This window comes from Spirosoma endbachense, from assembly GCF_010233585.1.
Classification (GTDB): domain Bacteria; phylum Bacteroidota; class Bacteroidia; order Cytophagales; family Spirosomataceae; genus Spirosoma; species Spirosoma endbachense.
On sequence record NZ_CP045997.1, the window covers coordinates 3,950,294 to 3,971,681 of the forward strand.

At 46.8% G+C, this 21,388-nt stretch carries 21 protein-coding genes and 1 tRNA gene; 14 read left to right on the top strand and 8 right to left on the bottom strand.

The window, feature by feature from the left end:
• Positions 1–335: 335 nt before the first annotated feature.
• Entirely contained in the window at positions 336–1,325 is a 990-nt protein-coding gene (locus GJR95_RS15925; protein WP_162386817.1) for a GlxA family transcriptional regulator, read from the bottom strand.
• A 355-nt stretch (positions 1,326–1,680) separates the two neighbouring features.
• On the opposite strand from GJR95_RS15925, the gene GJR95_RS15930 reads away from it, so the two are divergent.
• The 6 genes from GJR95_RS15930 (at position 1,681) to GJR95_RS15955 (ending at position 7,175) form a co-directional block, all read left to right on the top strand.
• Positions 1,681–2,106, top strand: a complete 426-nt coding sequence (locus GJR95_RS15930; protein ID WP_162386818.1) for a VOC family protein — start codon at positions 1,681–1,683, stop codon at positions 2,104–2,106.
• A 32-nt stretch (positions 2,107–2,138) separates the two neighbouring features.
• A complete protein-coding gene (locus GJR95_RS15935) occupies positions 2,139–2,708 on the top strand; it encodes a dihydrofolate reductase family protein (RefSeq protein ID WP_162386819.1) in 570 nt (189 codons plus the stop codon).
• 219 nt (positions 2,709–2,927) lie between these two features.
• Positions 2,928–5,213 (top strand): glycoside hydrolase family 20 protein, encoded by a 2,286-nt coding sequence (locus GJR95_RS15940; RefSeq protein WP_162386820.1) that lies wholly within the window; start codon positions 2,928–2,930, stop codon positions 5,211–5,213.
• 69 nt (positions 5,214–5,282) lie between these two features.
• Positions 5,283–5,990, top strand: coding sequence for an SIR2 family NAD-dependent protein deacylase (locus tag GJR95_RS15945; protein ID WP_162391724.1), 708 nt, complete (start codon positions 5,283–5,285; stop codon positions 5,988–5,990).
• The gene (locus GJR95_RS15950) at positions 5,987–6,376 is read left to right on the top strand and encodes a rhodanese-like domain-containing protein (protein WP_162386821.1); all 390 of its coding nucleotides are present in this window, start codon (positions 5,987–5,989) and stop codon (positions 6,374–6,376) included. The genes GJR95_RS15945 and GJR95_RS15950 overlap by 4 nt, the downstream gene beginning before the upstream one ends.
• Positions 6,377–6,452: 76 nt before the next feature.
• The gene (locus tag GJR95_RS15955; RefSeq protein ID WP_162386822.1) at positions 6,453–7,175 is read left to right on the top strand and encodes an endonuclease III domain-containing protein; all 723 of its coding nucleotides are present in this window, start codon (positions 6,453–6,455) and stop codon (positions 7,173–7,175) included.
• A 128-nt stretch (positions 7,176–7,303) separates the two neighbouring features.
• Here the strand turns inward: GJR95_RS15955 and GJR95_RS15960 are convergent, their stop codons facing one another.
• The 6 genes from GJR95_RS15960 to GJR95_RS15985 form a co-directional block, all read right to left on the bottom strand.
• Positions 7,304–8,026 carry a hypothetical protein gene (locus GJR95_RS15960; protein ID WP_162386823.1) on the bottom strand — a complete coding sequence of 241 codons (723 nt, stop codon included), beginning with the start codon at positions 8,024–8,026 and terminating at the stop codon, positions 7,304–7,306.
• A gap of 89 nt (positions 8,027–8,115) precedes the next feature.
• Positions 8,116–8,601 (bottom strand): hypothetical protein, encoded by a 486-nt coding sequence (locus GJR95_RS15965; RefSeq protein ID WP_162386824.1) that lies wholly within the window; start codon positions 8,599–8,601, stop codon positions 8,116–8,118.
• Between the two features lie 72 nt (positions 8,602–8,673).
• A complete protein-coding gene (locus GJR95_RS15970) occupies positions 8,674–9,657 on the bottom strand; it encodes an OmpA family protein (RefSeq protein WP_162386825.1) in 984 nt (327 codons plus the stop codon).
• A gap of 227 nt (positions 9,658–9,884) precedes the next feature.
• Complete coding sequence (locus GJR95_RS15975; protein ID WP_162386826.1) at positions 9,885–10,823, bottom strand: ROK family protein; 939 nt, start codon at positions 10,821–10,823, stop codon at positions 9,885–9,887.
• A gap of 25 nt (positions 10,824–10,848) precedes the next feature.
• The gene (locus tag GJR95_RS15980) at positions 10,849–12,471 is read right to left on the bottom strand and encodes a hypothetical protein (RefSeq protein WP_162386827.1); all 1,623 of its coding nucleotides are present in this window, start codon (positions 12,469–12,471) and stop codon (positions 10,849–10,851) included.
• 103 nt (positions 12,472–12,574) lie between these two features.
• Entirely contained in the window at positions 12,575–13,447 is an 873-nt protein-coding gene (locus GJR95_RS15985) for a carbon-nitrogen hydrolase (RefSeq protein WP_162386828.1), read from the bottom strand.
• 141 nt (positions 13,448–13,588) lie between these two features.
• Between GJR95_RS15985 and GJR95_RS15990 the strand changes: the two genes are divergently transcribed.
• The 5 genes from GJR95_RS15990 to GJR95_RS16010 all read left to right on the top strand — a co-directional run bounded on the left by GJR95_RS15990 (position 13,589) and on the right by GJR95_RS16010 (position 18,435).
• Positions 13,589–14,683: a Gfo/Idh/MocA family protein gene (locus GJR95_RS15990; RefSeq protein WP_162386829.1), complete on the top strand. Its 1,095-nt coding sequence runs from the start codon at positions 13,589–13,591 to the stop codon at positions 14,681–14,683.
• A gap of 180 nt (positions 14,684–14,863) precedes the next feature.
• A complete protein-coding gene (locus GJR95_RS15995; RefSeq protein ID WP_162386830.1) occupies positions 14,864–15,094 on the top strand; it encodes a hypothetical protein in 231 nt (76 codons plus the stop codon).
• A 180-nt stretch (positions 15,095–15,274) separates the two neighbouring features.
• On the top strand, positions 15,275–15,466 hold the full coding sequence (locus GJR95_RS16000; RefSeq protein ID WP_018620078.1) for a cold-shock protein: 192 nt from the start codon (positions 15,275–15,277) through the stop codon (positions 15,464–15,466).
• 154 nt (positions 15,467–15,620) lie between these two features.
• Complete coding sequence (locus GJR95_RS16005; RefSeq protein ID WP_162386831.1) at positions 15,621–17,744, top strand: Tex family protein; 2,124 nt, start codon at positions 15,621–15,623, stop codon at positions 17,742–17,744.
• 61 nt (positions 17,745–17,805) lie between these two features.
• Positions 17,806–18,435, top strand: coding sequence for a C40 family peptidase (locus tag GJR95_RS16010; protein WP_162386832.1), 630 nt, complete (start codon positions 17,806–17,808; stop codon positions 18,433–18,435).
• Between the two features lie 80 nt (positions 18,436–18,515).
• Here GJR95_RS16010 and GJR95_RS16015 read toward each other — a convergent pair whose 3' ends face one another.
• Positions 18,516–18,770, bottom strand: coding sequence for a GIY-YIG nuclease family protein (locus GJR95_RS16015; RefSeq protein WP_162386833.1), 255 nt, complete (start codon positions 18,768–18,770; stop codon positions 18,516–18,518).
• Positions 18,771–18,922: 152 nt separating this feature from the next.
• On the opposite strand from GJR95_RS16015, the gene GJR95_RS16020 reads away from it, so the two are divergent.
• The 3 genes from GJR95_RS16020 (at position 18,923) to GJR95_RS16030 (ending at position 20,768) form a co-directional block, all read left to right on the top strand.
• Positions 18,923–18,996: transfer RNA gene (locus GJR95_RS16020), tRNA-Ala, on the top strand.
• Between the two features lie 92 nt (positions 18,997–19,088).
• Positions 19,089–20,294, top strand: coding sequence for a tyrosine-type recombinase/integrase (locus GJR95_RS16025; protein ID WP_232541200.1), 1,206 nt, complete (start codon positions 19,089–19,091; stop codon positions 20,292–20,294).
• Positions 20,295–20,324: 30 nt separating this feature from the next.
• Positions 20,325–20,768 carry a hypothetical protein gene (locus GJR95_RS16030; protein WP_162386835.1) on the top strand — a complete coding sequence of 148 codons (444 nt, stop codon included), beginning with the start codon at positions 20,325–20,327 and terminating at the stop codon, positions 20,766–20,768.
• Positions 20,769–21,388 lie beyond the last annotated feature (620 nt).

The window sequence follows — 21,388 nt, forward strand, 5'->3', positions numbered from 1 at the left end:
CTTCACCGTTACCACCTTTTCACCGCCCGATGACCCACTTTATGGATTGGTGGCTAGTCGCTATCATCATTCGTTCATCCTAAATGAACGAATGGCGCAATTACAAATATGTTATTTTGATGGGTATTATTTTATAGTGATATTGGCTCGTTTAATACCGTCAAACGGTTCGATGTTATTGACATCAAAACAAAGGAGCAAAAAAGCTACTTAAAAGATATTTTCGCATAAATAAGAAAACACAGGTTACTGGTGTTATTTTCGCAGGAAATAACACCAGTAATTTCCCTAATGTATTGACCTTACAAACTATTTCCTTATAACTTTCAGGTTTATTACATTTCCAGAACTAAAGCTTCTTTATTATATTTATTTCTATATTCAATTGGCGACAATCCCGTAATTTTCTTAAATACGGTTCTAAATGATTTCGTATCCGAATACCCTACATCGAACATCACTTCATTAACGTTTTTTCGACCGGTTTCCAAATCCTTTTTCGCTGCCTCTATTTTTACACGCTGTATATATTCAGTCACCGTATTTGCTGTAGCACTTTTAAACCGACGCTCCAGACTCCGGCGCCCCACGGCTAACAAATCAGCTAACTGGTCGACAGTTATTTTGTCCTGAAAATTAGTTTCAATAAAATCCTGGGCCTTTTTTACGGATTCGTCTTCGTGTGCTTTCTGCCCCTGAAATATAATAAAGGGTGACTGGCTGTTCTTGTCGATGTCAATCATAAACGCTTTGGCAATCAGCACGGCCACATCTCTGCCAGCATTCTTTTCTACGAGGTATAGAAGCAGATTCAAATACGAATAGGCCCCTCCGCTGGTGTAAATACCGTCCTCTTCGGTCATAATCTTGTCATCGACCAGATTTACGTCTGGATACATTGCCCTAAATTCGTTGGCAAGCCGCCAGTGCGTTGCGCACTGCTTCCCTTTCAGTAGACCTGTAGCGGCCAGAAAAAAAGCGCCAATGCAGTAGCTGGCAATCTCTGCACCCGCCTGATAGTGCTTGATAAGCCAGGGAATTAACTCCTCATTCAGAGCGAGGATTTGCTTCTGATCACCAAACAAAGCCGGAATAATAATCAGGTCTGTTTTTAGAACATCGTCGATCAACAGGTCTGGGGTTACCGTAAATAACCCGTTTCGTTGTCTTGTTTCTCTGGACAACCCAACCAGCTGAATCGTGAACAAGGGAGCCTTGCCCATAGCTTTTTGAAACTCATTTACTTCAGCTAGTATCTGGTGAGTTCCCTCAACATTGGTCAGGCTGATATGCCCATGCGGAACAATAATCGATACATGTTTCATAGATCAAAAATAAGGAAAAACTATGTCGTAATCAACCCTAACATTGCCGGATTTACCCCCCATATTCTTTCGTAGAGTATGGTAAATTTGCATAGATAAAACAGTGAATAAAGAGCGAAAATAAAGCAGCTATTTCTATCTGTGTGAATTCATAAAATAGTTGCAGAGAAGAATGAATTCAACTACCAGAAATCGATCTATTAATCACCATTTTTCAGTTAAGAAACGAAAATAGATTTGCGCCTGTGGTGGTTAAAATCAATTCACTGTTTGTTGGCTGCAATTTGCAGAACAGAAAACGTAATCTTTTTACGTTCAGAGTAAAGTTCACATTTTAACTAACATAAAAAGAATCATGGCAACGTTAAATCCCCCTTATCTGAATTTCAACGGCAATTGCGAAGAAGCATTCACTTTTTACAAATCCGTATTTGGTGGCGAGTTCGCAAGTATCACGCGTTTTAAGGATGCTCCTTCAGAAAATCCAGTTCCTGAAAGCGAAGCCGGGAAAATCGCCAATATTGGGTTCCCTATTGGCCAGGGAGGCTCGCTGATGGGTAGCGACGTTCCAGAATCCTATGGCAAAGCCGTAATTGGCACTAATGTCTACGTTCCTGTCAATACCGAAAGCGAAGAAGAAGCAACGCGCCTTTTTAATGGTTTGTCGGCCGGCGGGCAAGTTATGATGCCCCTCGATAAGACATTCTGGAATGCTTATTTTGGGATGTTCACCGACAAGTTTGGCGTTCAGTGGATGATCAGTTACGATTATAATCAGTAGACATTGGCAGATCAACGTGAAAAGAACGCATTATGAGAAAAGTAAAATTGCAAATGCAGCTCACTCTGGACGGTTTTGTGGCCGGTCCAAACGGCGAAATGGACTGGCTGCTATGGAATTGGGATGAGGAGCTAAAACAGTATGTTGGTGCGTTAATCGAATCAGTAGACACAATTCTACTTGGCCGCGTACTGGCGCAGGGATTTATTCCAGCCTGGGCATCCAGAGTCGAAAATCCAGAAACAGCAGATGCGTTCGCTCAGAAAATGAATGATCTGCCCCGGTTTATTTTCTCCAAAACGCTGAGCGAAACGGAATGGGACAATACAACGCTGGTCAAAGGAGACCTTGTCGACGAAATTAATGCGCTAAAACAACAGCCTGGTCAGGATATAATTCTGTATGGCGGGGCCAACCTGGTATCGGCCTTTATACAGCACAACCTGATCGACGAATATCATCTTTTCGTCAATCCGGTTATTTTAGGGAATGGGCTGCCAATATTTAATGCATTGACGAATAAACTAAACCTGAAAGCAGTAAAAAGCCAGTTGTTTAGCTGCGGTATCGTTGCACTTTACTACGAACCTCAACGCGACTGAGTCGATTTTTACGGCCACCATTCAATTGACAAGGCTATTCGTGGTCGTTGGGTTGGGACAAAACAACGCGCAAAAAAATTATGAACTGGCCCTACATATCGTAGCGTACAAGCAGCCAAGATCCTTACCAGACTTGCGACCTTCCCTTACCGGAAGGTCGTTTGTTTTGCGCCCTTTGCAAAATCATCACTATTTTGCCGTCTGAACCATTTGTAACGCATGAAATATCTGCTTTTTTGCCTTCTATTTTCCTTCACTGCATTTGCCCAAACCAACAACCAATATAATCTGATTCCGTTTCCGGCACGATTTATCGGTCAGGACGGGCAGTTTACGCTCACCACCAACACCCGCGTTGTGGTGTCTCCCGCTGCCGATGCCACCGTTCGGGGCGTAGCGCAAACATTTGTCAATCAGGTAAAAACCGCCAACGGATTAGCCCTTGCAGTCGCGCCGACCAGCCCTGTTCTGGCAAAAGGAGCGAACATCCTTCTGACACTTAATAAAAAGCTGGCGCTGGGCGACGAAGGGTATAAACTAACCGTTACGTCAACCCGTGTGATTGCTGAAGCCGCCACAGCCAGGGGTTTATTTTATGCAACCCAGACCCTACGTCAACTACTGCTGGTTGGTCAGTCGGCAACCGTAACGATGGCTGCCTGTGCCATTACCGATAAACCGCGTTATGGCTACCGGGGGCTTCACCTCGATGTTTCGCGGCACTTTATGCCTGTGGCATTTGTCAAGAAATACATCGACCTGATGGCGATGCATAAACAAAACACTTTCCATTGGCATCTAACCGATGATCAGGGCTGGCGTATTGAGATCAAGAAGTATCCGAAATTAACTCAACTTGGCAGCAAACGGGCCGAGACACTCATTGGTCAGTATAGTCAGAATTATCCACAGCAGTTTGACGGAAAACCCCACGGCGGCTTCTACACGCAGGACGAAATTCGGGATGTAGTACGCTACGCTCAGAGTCGATTTGTGACCATTATTCCTGAAATTGAAATGCCCGGTCATGCACTGGCGGCCCTGACGGCTTATCCTGAGCTTGGTTGTGAGCCAACCAAAGCGTATCAGGTAGCGACCAAATGGGGGGTTTTTGACGATGTTTTCTGCCCATCCGAAAAAACGTTTGGCTTTTTGCAGGATGTGCTTACTGAGGTTATGACGCTTTTCCCCGGAAAATACATTCACATCGGGGGCGACGAATGCCCGAAAACTGCCTGGAAACAAAGTGCCTTCTGCCAGGATCTGATGAAGAAAAACAAGCTGAAAGATGAACACGAATTACAAAGCTATTTTATCCGGCGCATCGAGAAATTTGTGAATAGTAAAGGGCGGGCCATCATTGGTTGGGACGAAATTCTGGAGGGTGGTCTGGCCCCCAATGCCACTGTTATGAGCTGGCGGGGTACAGCCGGTGGTATTGCAGCCGCGAAACAGAAACACGCTGTGATCATGACACCCGGCGAAACCTGCTACCTCGACCATTATCAGGGCAACCCAGCCACCGAGCCGCTGGCCATTGGCGGTTACCTGCCACTCGATCAGGTTTATGCCTACGAGCCAACACCCGTCGATTTATCACCCGCCGAACAAAACTATATTCTGGGCGTACAGGGAAATGTCTGGACAGAATACATGCCCACTTCCGAAAATGTTGAGTATATGGTTTTTCCTCGTGCTATTGCTCTGGCCGAAATTGCCTGGCTACCCAAAGGCCCCCGGAATTTCGAAGACTTTGCGCAACGACTCAAAAATCACCTCCCACGGCTAAACACGATGCCCGTTAATTACGCCAAACGACTGTTCGACATCACGGCAACCACGCAACCAAACGAGCAGGGGCAAATCCAGGTCCGGCTAACTAAACTGGACAGCGATAGCCAGATTTTTTACACAACGAATGGGAAAGAGCCCAACGAGCGCACTACTGAATACATTGGCCCGATAACACTGACCAAGACAACAACAATTCGGGCCATGACGCCCACCGGTGGGCGGTTGACGCAAACCTTCACGCTGCATAAAGGGAAAAATAAACCCTATACCTACGCCATTGAAACGGGAAACGACAGCGATGCAAAAACTACCAAGCTAACGGATGGTGTACGGGGTGATACGCCACGTGGCCGTCGGGAGTGGGTCAATTTCTTCGGTGATATGGACATTACGCTGGATCTTGGCGATGTAACGAGCGTTACGAAAGTATCGCTAAACTTCCTGAAGGTTATTCTAGACAAAAGCTTCCCACCAGCGTCGGTTTCTATTGCTATCTCGCGCGATGGTCAGGATTACAAGGAAGCTATCGATCAACCGGTTAAATACGAGCTGACCGGCCCATGGGATATTTTACCGGTTGTGGCCGATTTTAAAACAGCACGGGCACGTTACGTACGCATTCGGGCAAAAAATGCGGGCGTATGCCCCACTGGGCACCCCAATGCTGGTGAGAAAACCTATTTTGCTACGGATGAAATTGTAGTAGAATAATTTTTTGTCCTGCTGATGCTTCCTGCATCAGCAGGACAAAAGCAACGTTTATTTCTGTATCTTGTCGATATGAAATCCCGTCAGAAAATAGTCGTTTTATCCGGTGCCGGAATCAGTGCCGAGAGTGGAATTCCGACTTTCCGTGCATCAGATGGCCTTTGGGAAAATCACCGGATTGAAGATGTGGCCACGCCCGAAGCCTGGCAGCGCAATCCGGATCTGGTTCAGGATTTTTACAATCAACGCCGAAAGCAGGCTCTGAGTGTTCAGCCGAATGCCGGCCATCTGGCCCTGGTGAAGCTCGAAGACTATTTCGATGTGACGGTCATTACGCAGAACGTAGATAATCTCCACGAGAAAGCCGGGTCATCGAACGTTATTCACTTACATGGTGAGCTGTTCAAATCGCGCAGTACCAAAGATCCGAATCTGGTTTACGACATTGACGGCTGGGAGTTAAAACGGGGTGACCTTTGTGCAAAAGGTTCACAACTTCGCCCGCATATTGTTTGGTTTGGCGAAGCGGTGCCTATGATGGATGTTGCTTTAGACATTACTCATGAGGCCGATATTTTTATCGTTGTCGGTACGTCATTGAATGTTTATCCGGCTGCCGGTCTGGTTTACGCCGTTGGAAAGGGAGTCCCGATTTATGTTGTCGATCCCAACAGCCCAGATGTTCATGGACGATCTACTGTGACTTATATAGTAGAGCCGGCTACGATTGGTCTTACTAAATTGGCTGATCAACTTATAGAAACTACTCGTGTATCATGAAAACCATTCGTTTTTTCTCCGCTTTTTTTCTGTTACTGATCAACATCACTGCGTGGGCACAGGATGCGCCTAAAAACCTCAATGCCCAGCAGGCGGCTCAGTTACTGCAAACCGACAAAGGCATTGTTGTTCTCGACGTTCGTACTCCGGCCGAATTTCAGGCCGGGCACCTCATAAACGCAGTTAACGTCGACTATAAAGCCGCCGATTTCGAGCAGCAGTTAGCCAAATTAGACCACTCAAAACCTTATCTGGTACATTGTGCGGTGGGTGGCCGAAGCACGAAAACGCTACCTATTCTGCAAAAACTCGGATTTCAGAATGTCAGGCATCTCGATGGTGGGCTTCAGGCCTGGCAACAAGCCGGGCTACCGGTTGTAAAGTAGCTGGCAACTGGATAAAATAGGGGCAACATTTCCCGATAAACCGGGTTCAACACGAACACTCAACGTTTGTGTTTTTATGCATCCCACCAACGACTTAGCCGCCAAAACCCTTAGGGTACACCATCTACTGAATGACCTCTACGGCATACAGGCCATTTATGGACGGACTGACCCGATGCATGAATTAATCAGCACCATTCTTTCGCATCGCACAACCCATGCCAATGAAGTAACGGCCTACCGCACCCTGCGCGAACGTTTTCCCACCTGGGAAGTGGTTCGGGATGCACCACTTCCCGGTCTGATCGACGCCATAAAAACGGCTAATTATCCGGAAGTTAAAGCCCCATATATTCAGAATCTGCTGCGACAGTTAATTCGCGAAACAGGTGCAGCCAATATTGATTTTCTGGCTAATCTCACGACCGAGGAAGCCATGAAATGGCTAACCGACCTGCCAGGTATTGGCTTGAAAACGGCTACATTACTCCTATTATTCAATTTCAAAAAGCCGGTGCTGCCTGTAGATACCCATGTTCATCGGGTAACACAGCGGCTTGGGTTAATTGGTCCGAAAGTGAGTGCCGAAAAAGCGCATGGCATTCTGTTGGCTTATCTGCCACAGGATGCCACCGTATTATTTAACTTCCACAAGCATTTTTATTGGCACGGACAACGCGTCTGCACCTGGTATTACCCCAAATGCAATGAATGCATTTTACAAAAACAGTGCGATTTTTTTCGGGCAGGAGGCAAAATGGCCTTGAGCAGTACACCAGCCAGGGCTAAAGCAAAGTAGACTTATTAGCCAACGGTTAATTCTGTAAACGCCTGTCTTAGAAAAAGAAAAATCGCAGCTGTTCGCGAAAGCTTAATTTGCTTTTAGTCGCGAACAGCTGCGATTTTTTTTACTCGCAACCTGACGGCTTAACTTTTTGAGCCGTATTTCCGCTCATAAAAACTTTTCGACTGTTCTACCCAGTTGTCGCGTTCGATACGACCCGGGAAGAACTCGATAATTTCGTTCACCTTATCGATGTCTTCTTTGGTGAAGTTAGCGATCTGGCGGAATGTATAAATTCCCAGGCTATGGAGTTTACGTTCCAGAAAAGGCCCCACGCCAACGATATCTTTCAAATCATCGGCATCGAGGGCAACCGCCCGGCCAATTCGATCGAAATTCAGTTCGCCGGAACGGGCCGCAATCCGGCTCAATACGGCTGCTTCTGAGTTTCCGGTAGCGGGCAAGCCAGATGTAGGCATAGCTGGCGGTGCTGGCGGTGCTGGCGGTACAACCGGTGGCACGTCAGCAACAGGCACGACCGCAGGAAGCTCCGGTTCTGCATCAATCAGCTCGGGCGTGTCGTCGGGGGCAATGGCTGGCAATAATGGGTCTGCATGAACAAAAGCTGGCGGAGCTTTCGGCGTGTTAGCTGTGCGGGCAATTGTTCCGGGAACGCCACCGGCGGCCTTCGAACGGCGGCATTCTTCCAGTTCCGCTTCCTGATCGGCGATAGCTGTACGTAGTGAACTGATGCGGCCGCTTAATGCCAGCCGCCCAAGCAACCAGCCAACAAAAGCAATAAACGCCAGCAGCAATAGTATTTCGATGACAGCTACCGGGCGACTAAAAGGATCTAATCCAAACATGATGGGTCTGTAGTTTATAGTCCAGGATTATGGGTTTTAACTGATAGCCATTGGCTATTGACCAAAACGACAACCAGAAAGGCAAAAACTTATTTCTTTCTAGCTAGTTCAGCTGCCTGACCTACCCAGTTGTCGCGTTCGATACGGCCGGGAAAAAACTCGATAATATCATTCACCAGATCGATATCTTCCTTGGTAAAGCTGGCAATTTGCCGGAATGTATAGATACCAACCGCATGGAGTTTCTTCTCTAAAAACGGCCCGACCCCAACAATAGCCTTCAGGTCGTCGGCGTCCGAAAGAACAGCATAACCAATCCGGCTAAATTGAATTTCGTTCGCACGGTTCCGAATCCGGTTAAGCACAATATCTTCATCATTAACAGCCGTAACAACAGGCGCTCGCAGGCAATCGTCTACTTCACGTTGTGTGCTGGCCAGATCACCTTCGAGTTGGCGAATAAGCCGCTGGCGGGATGAGTAACCGATAATGTAACCCAACACCAGCGTAACAACTGCCATAATCAGATGGTGAAGCTGAGCATCGGGTAGATTAAGTGGATTTAATTCAAACATGATTTAGGGAGTTTGTAGGTTGTCATTGAGGTTTGTAGATTGTCCTGCAAACCTCAACCCTGTTGAACTACATTATTGAATGACAACTACCGTTACACGCCGATTGGCTTTACGGCCCGATATGGTGCTATTGTCTGCTTTAGGATCAGCCTCTCCTTTTGCCTGGACAATAATTTGCTCATTATTAATACCTGACTTACGCAATTTCAGCTTTACATCATTGGCCCGATCGCGGGAGAGTCGCATGTTCACATCGTCGGGGCCGGAATTGTCGGTGTAGCCTGTTAGCCGAAGTTTTTTGTCTTTGTGTTCGGTAAGGTACTTAGCAGCTTCGTCGAAAAACTTTTTCGTTTCGGGCGTTTTAATGTAGTTGGCCTCACCAAGGGGAAAATACAAATCGATCGGTTCAAAGACGGATTTAAACTTTACGGATGCAGCCAGATCGGCTTCCGTTGTGGGTGCGGTCAGTGTGATGGGGGCAGGCGATGTTGCCGTTACCGACTCCGTACTAGCTTTGGCGGGCTCTGCCCCACTAAAGGCAAAATCGAGCCCCCCACGGAGCGAATCACCCTTAGCTGTAAACGAAAGATTACGTTCAACTCCTTTCGTTGTAATCGACGCGGCTGGTATGCCCTGTTGGATCAAATACTGCTTGATTCCCTCGGCGCGGGCCAGTCCCAGATTAGCAAAGGTGGATGTATTCGTTTCTGAGAGTGAATAGTAGCCCGTAATGTCAAGCATTCGGCCCGGATTGGCCTTCAGATAAGTTACCATCGACTCCAGAGAACCGCCAAGTGTGTTTATATTGGCGTTGGCGCCGGATTTGGCAAAACTGAAATTGCCGGGTAGCTCAAGCCGGAAAAGGCTACCGTCGGCAATGGTGTATCCATCTGCGTCGGAGGGCGTCGTTTCAAGGTCGGGTTCTACAGCAACTGCCTGAGCTGTCGGTTGAGCATCATCAGCACACAGTTGCTTGATTTTGCAGACATGCCACCAGGTTGAGCCGATCATCCATAGCACCAGCAGGACAATCCAGGGGGTTTTGTTGGCGAACATAAAGTTATAGAGGTTAAGCAGGGAGAACCTTTATGATTTAGGTTAAACGGCCACCAGGCGACCAGTCTGGTTCGATTAGTGACTGCCCAAAAATACAAGTAAGGAGTATAAATGCAAGAGTGTCAACATTTTTGGTCGTTTTATACCAATTTTTCACTGTGACAATGGGGAATTTTCGCAGTGCGATCATCCCTACAGACTTACATCAATCATACTCTATTTTACCGCTAGGTATGGGCTAATTGCAACGCACCAACCGGTACGGCATCTTCACCAAGTTTTGCCAATAGCAGGACAGGAACAGGGTGAAACGCTTTCATAACAAACCGGGGGAGCGCCTGTCGAACTGCGGCCCGAAGCGGCTCCCCAATCAATGACAAACCTCCGCCCAACACAATAGCGTCGGGATGAAACAGGTGAACTACATGCGACAGACCCAAAGCCGCAACCGAGCCAATCTGCTCGATCAGCATCTTCGCAACGGGATCACTGGCTTCGTAGGCCGGATGCAAAAAACGCGCTTCCCCACCAATCGCATTGGCCTTATGCGCCTGCTCAACAAGCGTTTTCAAGACGGAATCATTGGGCAACTGAGGTAATAAGTCTCGAATCTGCTGATCAACGGCCCAGCCAGAGATTGTCTGCTCGATCGTTTGTCCGGGCGATCCTGATTCGTCTGGTGGTATGAGCCATAAGTGCCCGATCTCCGCTTCGCCCGGTGTAGCTCCGTGATAAACCCGGCCATTCTGCACCAATCCTCCGCCGATTCCGCTACCGAGAGTTATGTAAAACACGTTATCGAAGCCGGTAGCCACTCCCCTACTCGCTTCGCCCAGAGCCGCAACATTGGCGTCATTATCAATTCGGACAACCACGCCCGGAATGCGCTCACGAAGCCAAGCGGTCAGATCGATTCCGGCCCAGCCGCCAATCTGATGCGATGTGGCAATACGACCTGTTTTCCAGTCCAGCGGTCCGCCAAAACCAATACCGACCCTTTGAGGGGGCTCGTTCAACTGGCGTAGCGTCGCTTCGATTTGAGCCAGAATACCCTCCGCTCCCTGCGCTGGATCGACCGTATAGCGAAAACGCTCAACAATCTGACCCGTCGAATCGCTCGTTACCAGTTGCAGTTTAGTGCCTCCAATTTCAATACCAAGATTCATGCAACTTATGATTAATGCCTACTGCTTAATTACCCCGTCGGCTTCCAGCACCGCGAGTCATCGTAGATCGCCCCAAAAAGATTTCATCGCCTTTGAGCGAAAGGGTTGTGTAAAAATTGTATCCGTTCTGAATATAACGCACCATAACCGGGGTCGTTTGCTCAGGCCGGGCATAAGCCTTAGTGGCAGCCACCAGAATCTGATCACCGTTGACAATAGCCCGCACAAACGGAAGGTCGCGGGTTTTAATCTGATTGGCATTGTAGGCTACCCACGTTTTTCCACCATCATACGAACACTCGGTAGCTTCATTAAGGTAGGTTTCCCGGCCATTAAACAGGTCGTTGTGGTGTTTGAACAGACGCCAGAGACCATGGATATAGTGTTCATAGCAGGCATAATTCCGATCATTGCCGAGCCCTTTCTGCTGCGGATCATTCGGCGATGGCTGATCCGGAACCAGATCTTTGTGATCATCCCAGAATAACACCCCGTAGGCCCCGGTAAACCAGTAGAAAATAGCCATTCCTTCGGCAACGGCAGGAGGAGCCGCATGTTCAGCTTTACCACTGTTTGGAAAATCGCCACTCTGCGTATTAAAGACCCAATGCCAGGCGATGCGCTTTTTGGGCGACAGCTTCCGGTTAACCTCCTGCTCCGCCAGCAATGATGCTAACCAGTGTCGATCACCATCGCTGGTGTGCCGGGCCGAATAATCGAAGTCAGGATAGAGATAGTAAGTCCCCGGCATCTGAAAATCAACGTAATCTGCGAACGATTTGCCCACAATATCATCGGGCATTCCGCGCTGTTTGCTGGTTGCTGTTTGGCGGGCAGGTGTATTCCAGAGCCAGTCAGGATTAATCATGTAGTGTTCCGCTTTCGAATTGCCGAAACTATTGTGAGGAACCGGCGCAATAGAGCCAATCTCGGTCTGTGGGCTGACGTTGTCTTTCAGCGTCTTCACCATAAACGTGTACAGATTGGCCTGCTCCTGCTGATTTCCGCGACTGGTCCCGTCGTTTTCAATATCGAGAAATATCTTACCAAACGTGCTTTTCATCGTACCCGGTGGACAATCGCCGAAGCCATAACACCCGCCACCCAGTTCTGTCGATGCCTGGAAGAGTGTATTCCGCGTTGCGCGTGCACCGGGCGGTGTTCGGTATAATACATCCCGTGCCAGTTCGCTGTTGCGAGCCCAGGGCAACCCAAACGCATTGGCAAAATAATCCTGGTAAATAATTAACGAGCGCTGGCTTTGTTGAAGGCTACTTTTCCAGTTTTTTGCCGGATCACCATCCATCCAGATTTCGACATTAGGAACCATCCGGGTTTGCTCGATGGCTGAAAAACCACGACGAAACAGTTTCGTGCGATCCTGTTGAACATGCAGATTACGACCCGCTCCACAAAACGTGACAGTCTTGGTTGCAGGCAATGAAAAATCGCCGACAACATCAATATTGTAGTAACCCTTGCGTGTAGCAGGTGTGAACGATGCACGCGGTGTAGGCGTCACTGCCATTTGACCGGGCAATGGGCCTTTCCATTCAACCGCAACGGGGTCAGCTGGCCGGGCTGGCTGCGTATACCAAAACCCCAGCCCAGCCAGACTGGCAACTAAACAGGATGCCGCGAGTTTCATAGTGGGCTTCACAATGGATTAATGAATAGGACGTCGATTTATCTCAGCGTCACACGTTGATTATATCCTGTACTTAGACTTAGTTACAAACGCAGGACTACGCTTAGTCGTCAATGTACCGTTTCGTTATCGGCTGATACGAGTCAATTCGCCGGTCGCGGAGATAAGGCCAGGTTGTCCGGTATTTTTCGGACAGCCCCAAATCCACTTCCTGCACATGAACCACTTCCTGGTCGTGAGGAGCCAGGTAGAGTAATGATCCAAACGGATTCGAAACAAACGAACCGCCCCAAAATTGCTGATCAGCCTCCCGCCCGACGCGGTTCACGGAAACGACATGAATGCCATTGGCAATCGCATGACTACGCTGGATCGTTTGCCAGGCATTGTATTGTTCGGTGTTTTGCGCGGGGTCAGGCTCGTTGGTATCCCAGCCAATGGCCGTCGGATAAACGAGTAGTTCGGCCCCCATCAATGCCGTAATACGGGCAGCTTCGGGATACCATTGATCCCAGCAAATCAGGACACCAATCCGAGCGAATTTTGTCTCGAAAACTTTATAGCCCAGATCGCCAGGGGTAAAATAGAACTTTTCGTAATAACCCGGATCGTCAGGAATGTGCATTTTCCGATATTTGCCCAGATAGGCTCCATCGGCATCTAAAACGGCGGTTGTGTTATGATACAATCCCAGCGCCCGTTTTTCAAACAACGATGCCACAATGACTACCCCTAATTCGCCCGCCAGTTTCCCTAACCGCTCGGTTGTGGGTCCGGGAATTGCTTCGGCCAGGCTGAAATTATGGTGATCCTCCACATCGCAGAAGTACAGCGACGTAAACAACTCCTGCAGGCAAACGATTTGAGCCCCTTTTCGGGCAGCCTCGCGGATGCCATCAATAGCCTTCTGAACGTTGGCTTCGACATCGGCTGAGCAGCTCATCTGCACTAAACCAATATTGACTTTTTTAGACATGATACAAAAGTAGGGCGTTCTGAATTGTCAACGCCTACATCCAACAAAACTCTTATCGGGTGGGTTCGACAATAAATTGCAGTTTAGGGCTTCCTGTTCGTAGTTTAGGGTTCCAATTCTTAAACCGAAATCGCACTAATCATGACCTCCCGCAGAAATTTCCTGCATACAGCCACCCTCACGAGTGTGGCCGCAACGATTGCACCTAATGCACTCTGGTCGGCCACACGGCCTGCCAAAGACAAACTTGGCGTCGCCCTGGTTGGTCTGGGCTATTACAGCACTGATCTACTGGCTCCAGCTCTGCAAAAAACCAAAAATTGCTACCTCGCCGGTATTGTGACAGGTACGCCGGAAAAAGCCGAAAAATGGAAGAAACAGTACAACATTCCCGACAAGAATATCTACTCGTATCAAACGTTCGATCAGATCGCCAATAACCCTGACATCGATGTCGTGTATGTGGTACTCCCACCCTCCATGCATGAAGAATATGTGATCAGAGCCGCTAAGGCAGGCAAGCACGTCTGGGTCGAAAAACCAATGGCGGTTACCGCGAAAGAATGTCAGAACATGATCGATGCCTGTGCGAAAAACAAACGATCGCTGGCCGTTGGTTATCGGCTCCACCACGAACCGAATACGCAGGAATATGTCAAGGTACTGCGCGATGGAAAAATCGGGAAAATACTAATGGTAAGCTGCTCGGCCGGTTATTATGATGCCCGCACCAATCACTGGAAACAGAAAAAAGAAATGGGAGGTGGTGTCATGTATGACATGGGCGTGTATGTGCTTCAGGGCGCCCGGCTGGCAACGGGTGAAGAGCCGATAGCGGTAACAGCCCAACAATACACGACCCGGCCTGATGTCTATAAAAATGGCCTTGACGAAACCTCTATGGCTCAGCTCCTCTTCCCCAGCGGAGCGCGGGCGGCTGTGCAAACCAGCTACGGGATGAACATGAATTTTCTGGATGTAACGGGCTCAAAAGGGAAAATGAGAATAGAGCCATACTCGGCTTATAATGGACAAAAGGGCATTTGGAGCGGTGGTTCCATTGAACATCCCTACGAAGTACCCTCGCAGCAGACCCTACAAATGGATGACGATGCCGCAGCTATCATGAACAACAAACCAGTACTGGCACCCGGCGAAGAAGGTCTGCGTGATATTAAAATTGTAGAAGCGATCTATGCCGCTGCCCACTCCGGACGAGAGGTAAAAATCAGTTAAAAATTTTTGGGATCGGCAGTGTCTGTCGATCCCAAAAATCTTCCTGTCTTGTAGCGAGTTAGAATATACCCTATTTCAACTATGCTACAGATACATTTCAACCGAAATATATAAAGTCGGAGAGACTATTTGCCTGGTCGTTGGGTTTTTGCTTACTTCGCCTGTCAACCCCGTCTGATTATGCAACCCACCGATTTCACCAGGCTTCCTGCCCAGCAGCAGCTCGACACCCTCTACTTTGCAGGCGATATTCTTGCGAACCGCTATGAAGGTGACAATATATTCCTGCTTTATAACCTTCGGGACTTTTATGTCGAACTGCGCTATGATGCTTATAACAGCCAGTTACACCAGGTTACGGCGTTCCGGAATACCGATAAACTAGAACCTTATCTGCCTTATTTGGCGTAGTGCCGGGAGGTTTTCAGCCTTATAAGGCTGAAAACCTCCTGTTTAGAGGAACTTTTTGTGCCCAAAAACCCATAAACTTACCTGTTGGCTGATTTTTTTTTCAAATGAAGGTGAAAAACTTCATATACATTTGGAAATAAATTTTATTGTGCCGTCCTTCGCTTAAATTTTAAACAAGCAATGCAAACAGGAACTGTAAAATTCTTTAATGAAACCAAAGGGTTTGGCTTCATTAAACCCGATGAAGGTGGCGAAGACATATTTGTACACGCTTCTGGCCTCATCGACCAAATCCGTGAAAACGACAAAGTTAAATTCAATGTCGAACGCGGTAAGAAAGGCTTAAATGCCGTGAATGTCGAAATAGCTTAATTGTAAGATATAAAGACACCCGTTGTTAAAAACATGCCATTAGGCATGTTTTTTTTTGCCCTAATTTCTTCAGTAGGTGGTTAAATGAGTAATCGATAACTAGATTTTTTTGCAAAATTGCTCACTCAACCAAGTACCGATTTCCCCATTATCAATGCCCCAATCACCCGAACAACGTACAGCAGCACGCCTTGGCCTGAATCCCAGATCGGTAGCGGTTACGATTGAACTCCTCACGGGCGGTGCTACCGTTCCGTTTATTGCCCGATACAGAAAAGAAGCAACTGGACAACTCGATGAATTACAAATCGGGCAAATTAAAGAGACATACCAGAAGCTGCTCGACCTCGACAAGCGCCGGGATGCGGTTCTGAAATCAATTGATGAGCAGAACAAGTTAACCGACGATCTGCGCCGGAAAATTGAATCCGCCGATTCGCTGACAGAACTCGAAGACCTGTATCTGCCTTATAAACAAAAGCGCAAAACCAGGGCAACAATCGCCATAGAGCGCGGTCTTGAACCACTGGCGAACCTGATTCTTAGTCAACGGGAAACAAACCTTGACCGGGTTGCCCAACGCTACCTTACCGATGCTGTCTTAACCGTAGATGATGCATTACAGGGCGCCCGCGACATTCTGGCCGAACGAATTAGTGAAGATGCCGATGCCCGTCAGCGTATCCGGAATTTGTTTGAGCGGGAAGCAATTATCCGCTCCGTTGTCAAAAAAGGAAAGGATGCTGAAGGTGTAAAGTATAAAGACTATTTCGATTTTGCAGAACCACTCCGACGCGTACCATCTCACCGGTTACTGGCGCTACGCAGAGGAGAAACAGAGGGCTTTCTAACGGTTAGCATCGGTCCAGACGAAGAGGCCGCCCTTGAACGGCTTGAACGACAGTTTCTGTATAATCAGTCTACGACGGTCTGCAAGGAGCAAGTTGGGTTAGCGATTCGCGATGGTTATAAACGCCTGCTCAAACCCTCGATCGAAACAGAATTCGACAATCGCTCAAAAGAGAAAGCGGATGCTGAAGCCATTACAATTTTTGCCGATAACCTGCGCCAGCTTCTGCTCAGTCCGCCTTTAGGTCAACAACGGGTACTGGCAATTGACCCCGGTTACCGTACTGGCTGTAAAACCGTTTGTCTCGACGCGCAGGGTAATCTACTGACCGATACCGTCTTGTACCTGTTTCAGTCTGAAGGTCAAAAGCAGCAGGCCATCCAAACGGTTCAGAAACTGATTGCCCAGTATAAAATTGACGTAATCGCCATTGGCAACGGCACCGCCGGACGCGAAACCGAGGAGTTTATTCAGACTCTGAACCTGGGAAAACCGATCTTCATGGTTAGCGAACAGGGTGCCTCCATCTATTCAGCCTCAGAAGCAGCCAGAGAAGAGTTTCCGGATCGTGATGTTACGGTTCGGGGAGCAGTCAGTATTGGCCGTCGGCTGATGGACCCGCTGGCCGAACTGGTTAAAATAGACCCTAAATCAATTGGTGTTGGTCAATATCAGCACGATGTTGACCAGACTGATCTGAAAACCAGTCTGGATACCGTTGTTGAAAGTTGCGTGAATCAGGTTGGTGTATCACTAAATACGGCCAGTGCTTACCTGTTGCGTTATGTATCGGGGCTTGGCCCACAGCTAGCGGGTAATATTGTGGCCTTCCGCGCTCAAAATGGTGCATTCACATCTCGCGAACAATTAAAAAAAGTACCTCGACTTGGTCCGAAGGCTTTTGAACAATGTGCCGGTTTTCTACGCATCGAAGGCGGCAAGAATCCATTGGACAACAGTGCTGTACACCCAGAACGCTATACGGTGGTGGAACGCATGGCCACTGACGTAAAAAGTACGGTGGCTGATCTGGTGCAAAAATCAGAGCTCCGTAAGCAAATCCAACCCGAACGGTACGTGAGTGAGGCCGTTGGTTTACCTACTCTTCGCGATATTATGGCCGAGCTTGAAAAACCCGGACGAGACCCTCGCGAGCCGCTATCCGTATTTGAATATGATACCAGAGTTCGATCTGTAGACGATCTGCACGAAGGAATGATACTGAATGGGGTCGTAACCAATATTACTGCATTTGGCGCGTTCGTCGATATTGGCGTCAAGCAAGATGGTCTGGTCCACGTTTCGCAAATGGCCAATCATTATGTTTCAGATCCCAAAACAGTCGTTAAAGTCTACCAGAAAGTAAAAGTAAAAGTGCTGGAAGTGGATACGACTCGTAAACGAATTGCGTTATCTATGAAAATTTAATAAGTTGCATGTGTATCGTTCCTGAAAACAACGATACACATGCAACCCTAATCCCATCTGTATGCAACAATGCTGCTCACGGGGCTTATGGCGCTCCGTTCTGCTAAGCACTTGCCTGCTTTCTTTGTTAACCTCCTGTGAGGTTCTTCGATCTTCCGGGTCAACCCATTCGGTCAGTCGTCGTCCATCTTCGTCAAACTCGGCAGCCCGCCGAACGTCAACGGGAAAGGTACCTGCCCGGCCACCATCAGTACCGGCCAAGTCGACGGGTAAAGTTGTCGATAGCCGAACGTACGAAAATCGGTATGTACCGGAAGTTGTTAAAATTGCCCGGACCTATACCGGAACACCCTATCGCTCAGGAGGTAATACATCGGACGGAATTGACTGTTCTGGCCTGGTCTATGCCGTTTTTAATACGGTAGGCCTGAAAATGCCCCGTATTTCGTGGCAGCAATCAGAAGTAGGTCGGGAAGTGGAGGTAAATGATATTCTGCCGGGTGATCTGATTTTCTTTGTACCCGACAAAGGCCAGGCTGGTTATGTTTCTCACACCGGTATTGTTACCGAAGTAAATGGCGGCAATAATATTCGCTTCATTCATGCATCATCGTCGCGTGGTGTTCGTGAAGACAATCTGTTTACAGATTACTTCAAGGGAAGATTTGTCAAAGCACTAAGGCCTTTTTAAGAGAAGAAATAAGCAATAGGCATAGAGGACATAAAATAACAAAGCCGCTTCAGAAGCGGCTTTGTTATTTTTGCAGTTTATTAGATCGTGGGTAGCGGATTGCCAATTAGCTCCTCCCAGTAAGCCCGATCCTTTTTTTTCAGTTTCATTTCTAAACTTAGTGCTTCATTTCGCGTGTCAAACGGCCGCGTAAATTTCACTTCCCACGGTTTACCTTCAGCCGTAGCCGGGTTTGTTTTAGCGTTATGCTGCCACAGCGTGATTTTCAGATCTTTAGTCTGACCAATAAAATATTGATCGGTCGAGGGGCTGTAAATAATATAAACAGTATGCATACGATGTCGTAGACTATTATCAAAGCTACGTAATTGTTAACAGAAAACAAACATTGTTTTATCTAACGACTTCGTAGACAAGCCGCCCTAATTTTTTTAGCGCATAATTTGGCAGAATCTGATTTTTTTGTTCATCTTTGCACCCACAAAATGGGGGATTAGCTCAGCTGGCTAGAGCGCTTCCATGGCATGGAAGAGGTCATCGGTTCGACTCCGATATTCTCCACAGAATGGCCCTATATGCTGTTTCCTGACCCGGAAACAGCATTTCTTATGTATAGCCATTTTAATTTAACAAACCGCTTAACAAATACCCTGATGGAGTTGTCTAAAAACAGCTCTCAATCAATACCTCCCTTCCGACTCTGTAAACTTTACCATTTCAATCACGATACCTCAAAAACCTGGCTTTTAGAGTTCTATCAATGGAATGTCAAAACACAACAATGTGAGCGCCGTTTCTTTAGCCGCTATTTCAATAAACTAAAGAATCTGAGTGAGCGATTAAAAGAAGCCCAGAAGTGGGAACGCTTCATTAATCAGCAACTTGAGAATGGTGCGGTTTACAATCCTGACCTAAAAACAGGATCTGTAAAACCTGTTGCTCCAACAGTTACGGCCCCGGCTCCCACTGGCCCTAAGTTATTAGCGGACTTAACTTGCTATTTAAGCACGAAGAAAAGCACCCTTGCCGAAAATTCGTACAAGGTTTACAGGAACTTTGGCGATAAGCTAAAGGCATTTCTCAAAAAGAACAAGCTAGAGCATCTTGCCACTAAAGATATAACCCCCGAACTCTGCGAAAGGTATAGGGACTATATCCTGAAGAAACACGACCACCCGACAACGCGGAACAAGGAAATAGGGCAGTTCAAAACGTTCTGTTTCTACTACTCCAAGAAAGGGCGAAAACGGTTTGAGATTAGCCCGGCTGTCGATCTAGAGTTTGTTCCGAAGCAGGAATCTGAAATGCATGAGCCGTATTCCGATGAACAGGCAGTTCGGATATTTGCTCATATAGAACAAAAACAGGATTTTCCCTTATTGCTCTTTATATACTTTATTCATTACTGCTTTGCCCGTCCAGGTCAGGAGGTACGGTTAATGAAAGTTGGCGATTTGCGTGAGCGGTCGGTAATGATCAGGCCAGGTCGCTCCAAGACGAGTATTACAAAAAGTCCGACACTGCCTAAGCCATTGGCTGAACTTATCGACTTATTAAAGCTTCGCTCCTACCCTGCTGAATACTACGTTTTTGGCAATGAGGGTAAGCCCGGTCCTGTTCCTGTTGGTAAAAATCACTTCTATTATCGGCATAGTAAAATCCTTTCTGATTTGGGGATTAAAGGCAAGTATACCGTCTATGGCTGGAAACACACCGGCAATATCAAAGCAATCCGGTTAGGCATTAACCCCAAAAAGCTACAATTACAAAACGGCTTCACGGAGTATAAAACGATGGAGATATACACCCGGCGTTTAGCGGCCTTTGCCGATGATGAGATTTACGAAAAGTTTATTTAGTATTTGTTCACTTTAACCACCGTACACAAAATGAAAAACCTGTTAGTCTCCCTTTCCTTTGCAATCCTATTTCTCGTTGCTATAGGCTGTAAAAAGTCGGCTGATGTTGACCCAAGAGATCAATATGTTGGGTCATATAATGTAACCGCTTCTGTTTCAGTAAAAGTTAGTCTAAACCCGATAGGTAGCACTGTGGATAGATACAATATAATTGTTGAAAAAGGTAGCGCACCAAACGAATTAAAATTCACAGACCCATCCAATACTTATGTTGTTGAATTAGACGGCAATAAATATATTGTGCCAGTTTTCACCACTACCAAAACTTTGAATGGTACAAACTATTCAGTTAGAACAATAGGTAGCGGAGTGTTTAATGAAAATTCAATGACCGTTAGCTTTTCTGCGAATAATTATACTAACAGTATTACAACTCAATGGGATTGGATTGGAAGCGGTGTTAAATATAAATAACCTCTAATTATCTCAATCAACGAAGCCCGGCCAATGGCTGGGCTTTTATTTTTCTAGGTATAAATTAGGCAATATTTCTCTTAAAAATGCAACCAAATCCTTTCCATTAGATCTAAAATCCCAAGGCAAATGATTTAATCCTTTATTATATTCTAATCCTTGAATATTTATGAAACAAAAAATCCCACCATCAAGAAAATAATAATTATCTTCGTATTGATCTTTTGGAGATTCGGAATAATCAAGCTCTTCTAAGAATTCATAAATTTCCCTTAAATTATAAATTGAAGATTTATCATGTTTTATTATACGCCTATAATACCTTTTGTCGTAGTTGTCTTCAGGTTTTATTATATATTTTTCTAAAGTTTGATCAACTATATCATTATCACATTCAATAAAAAATAAAGGTGATAAGGCGCTTCCAGCATCTGGAATGAGGAAAATTAAACTTTTGAACTTTACATGGTAGTAACTATCGTTATCATCAGCATACAGGGCTTTCTTATAAAAACGGCAAGGAGCAGTTAGCCATACCTTTGTGGTTCTCTAGACTACAAAACCATGACTGTCGCTCCCTGCTTGGCTAAACCTACAACATTTTTCCAACTTCTTGACCA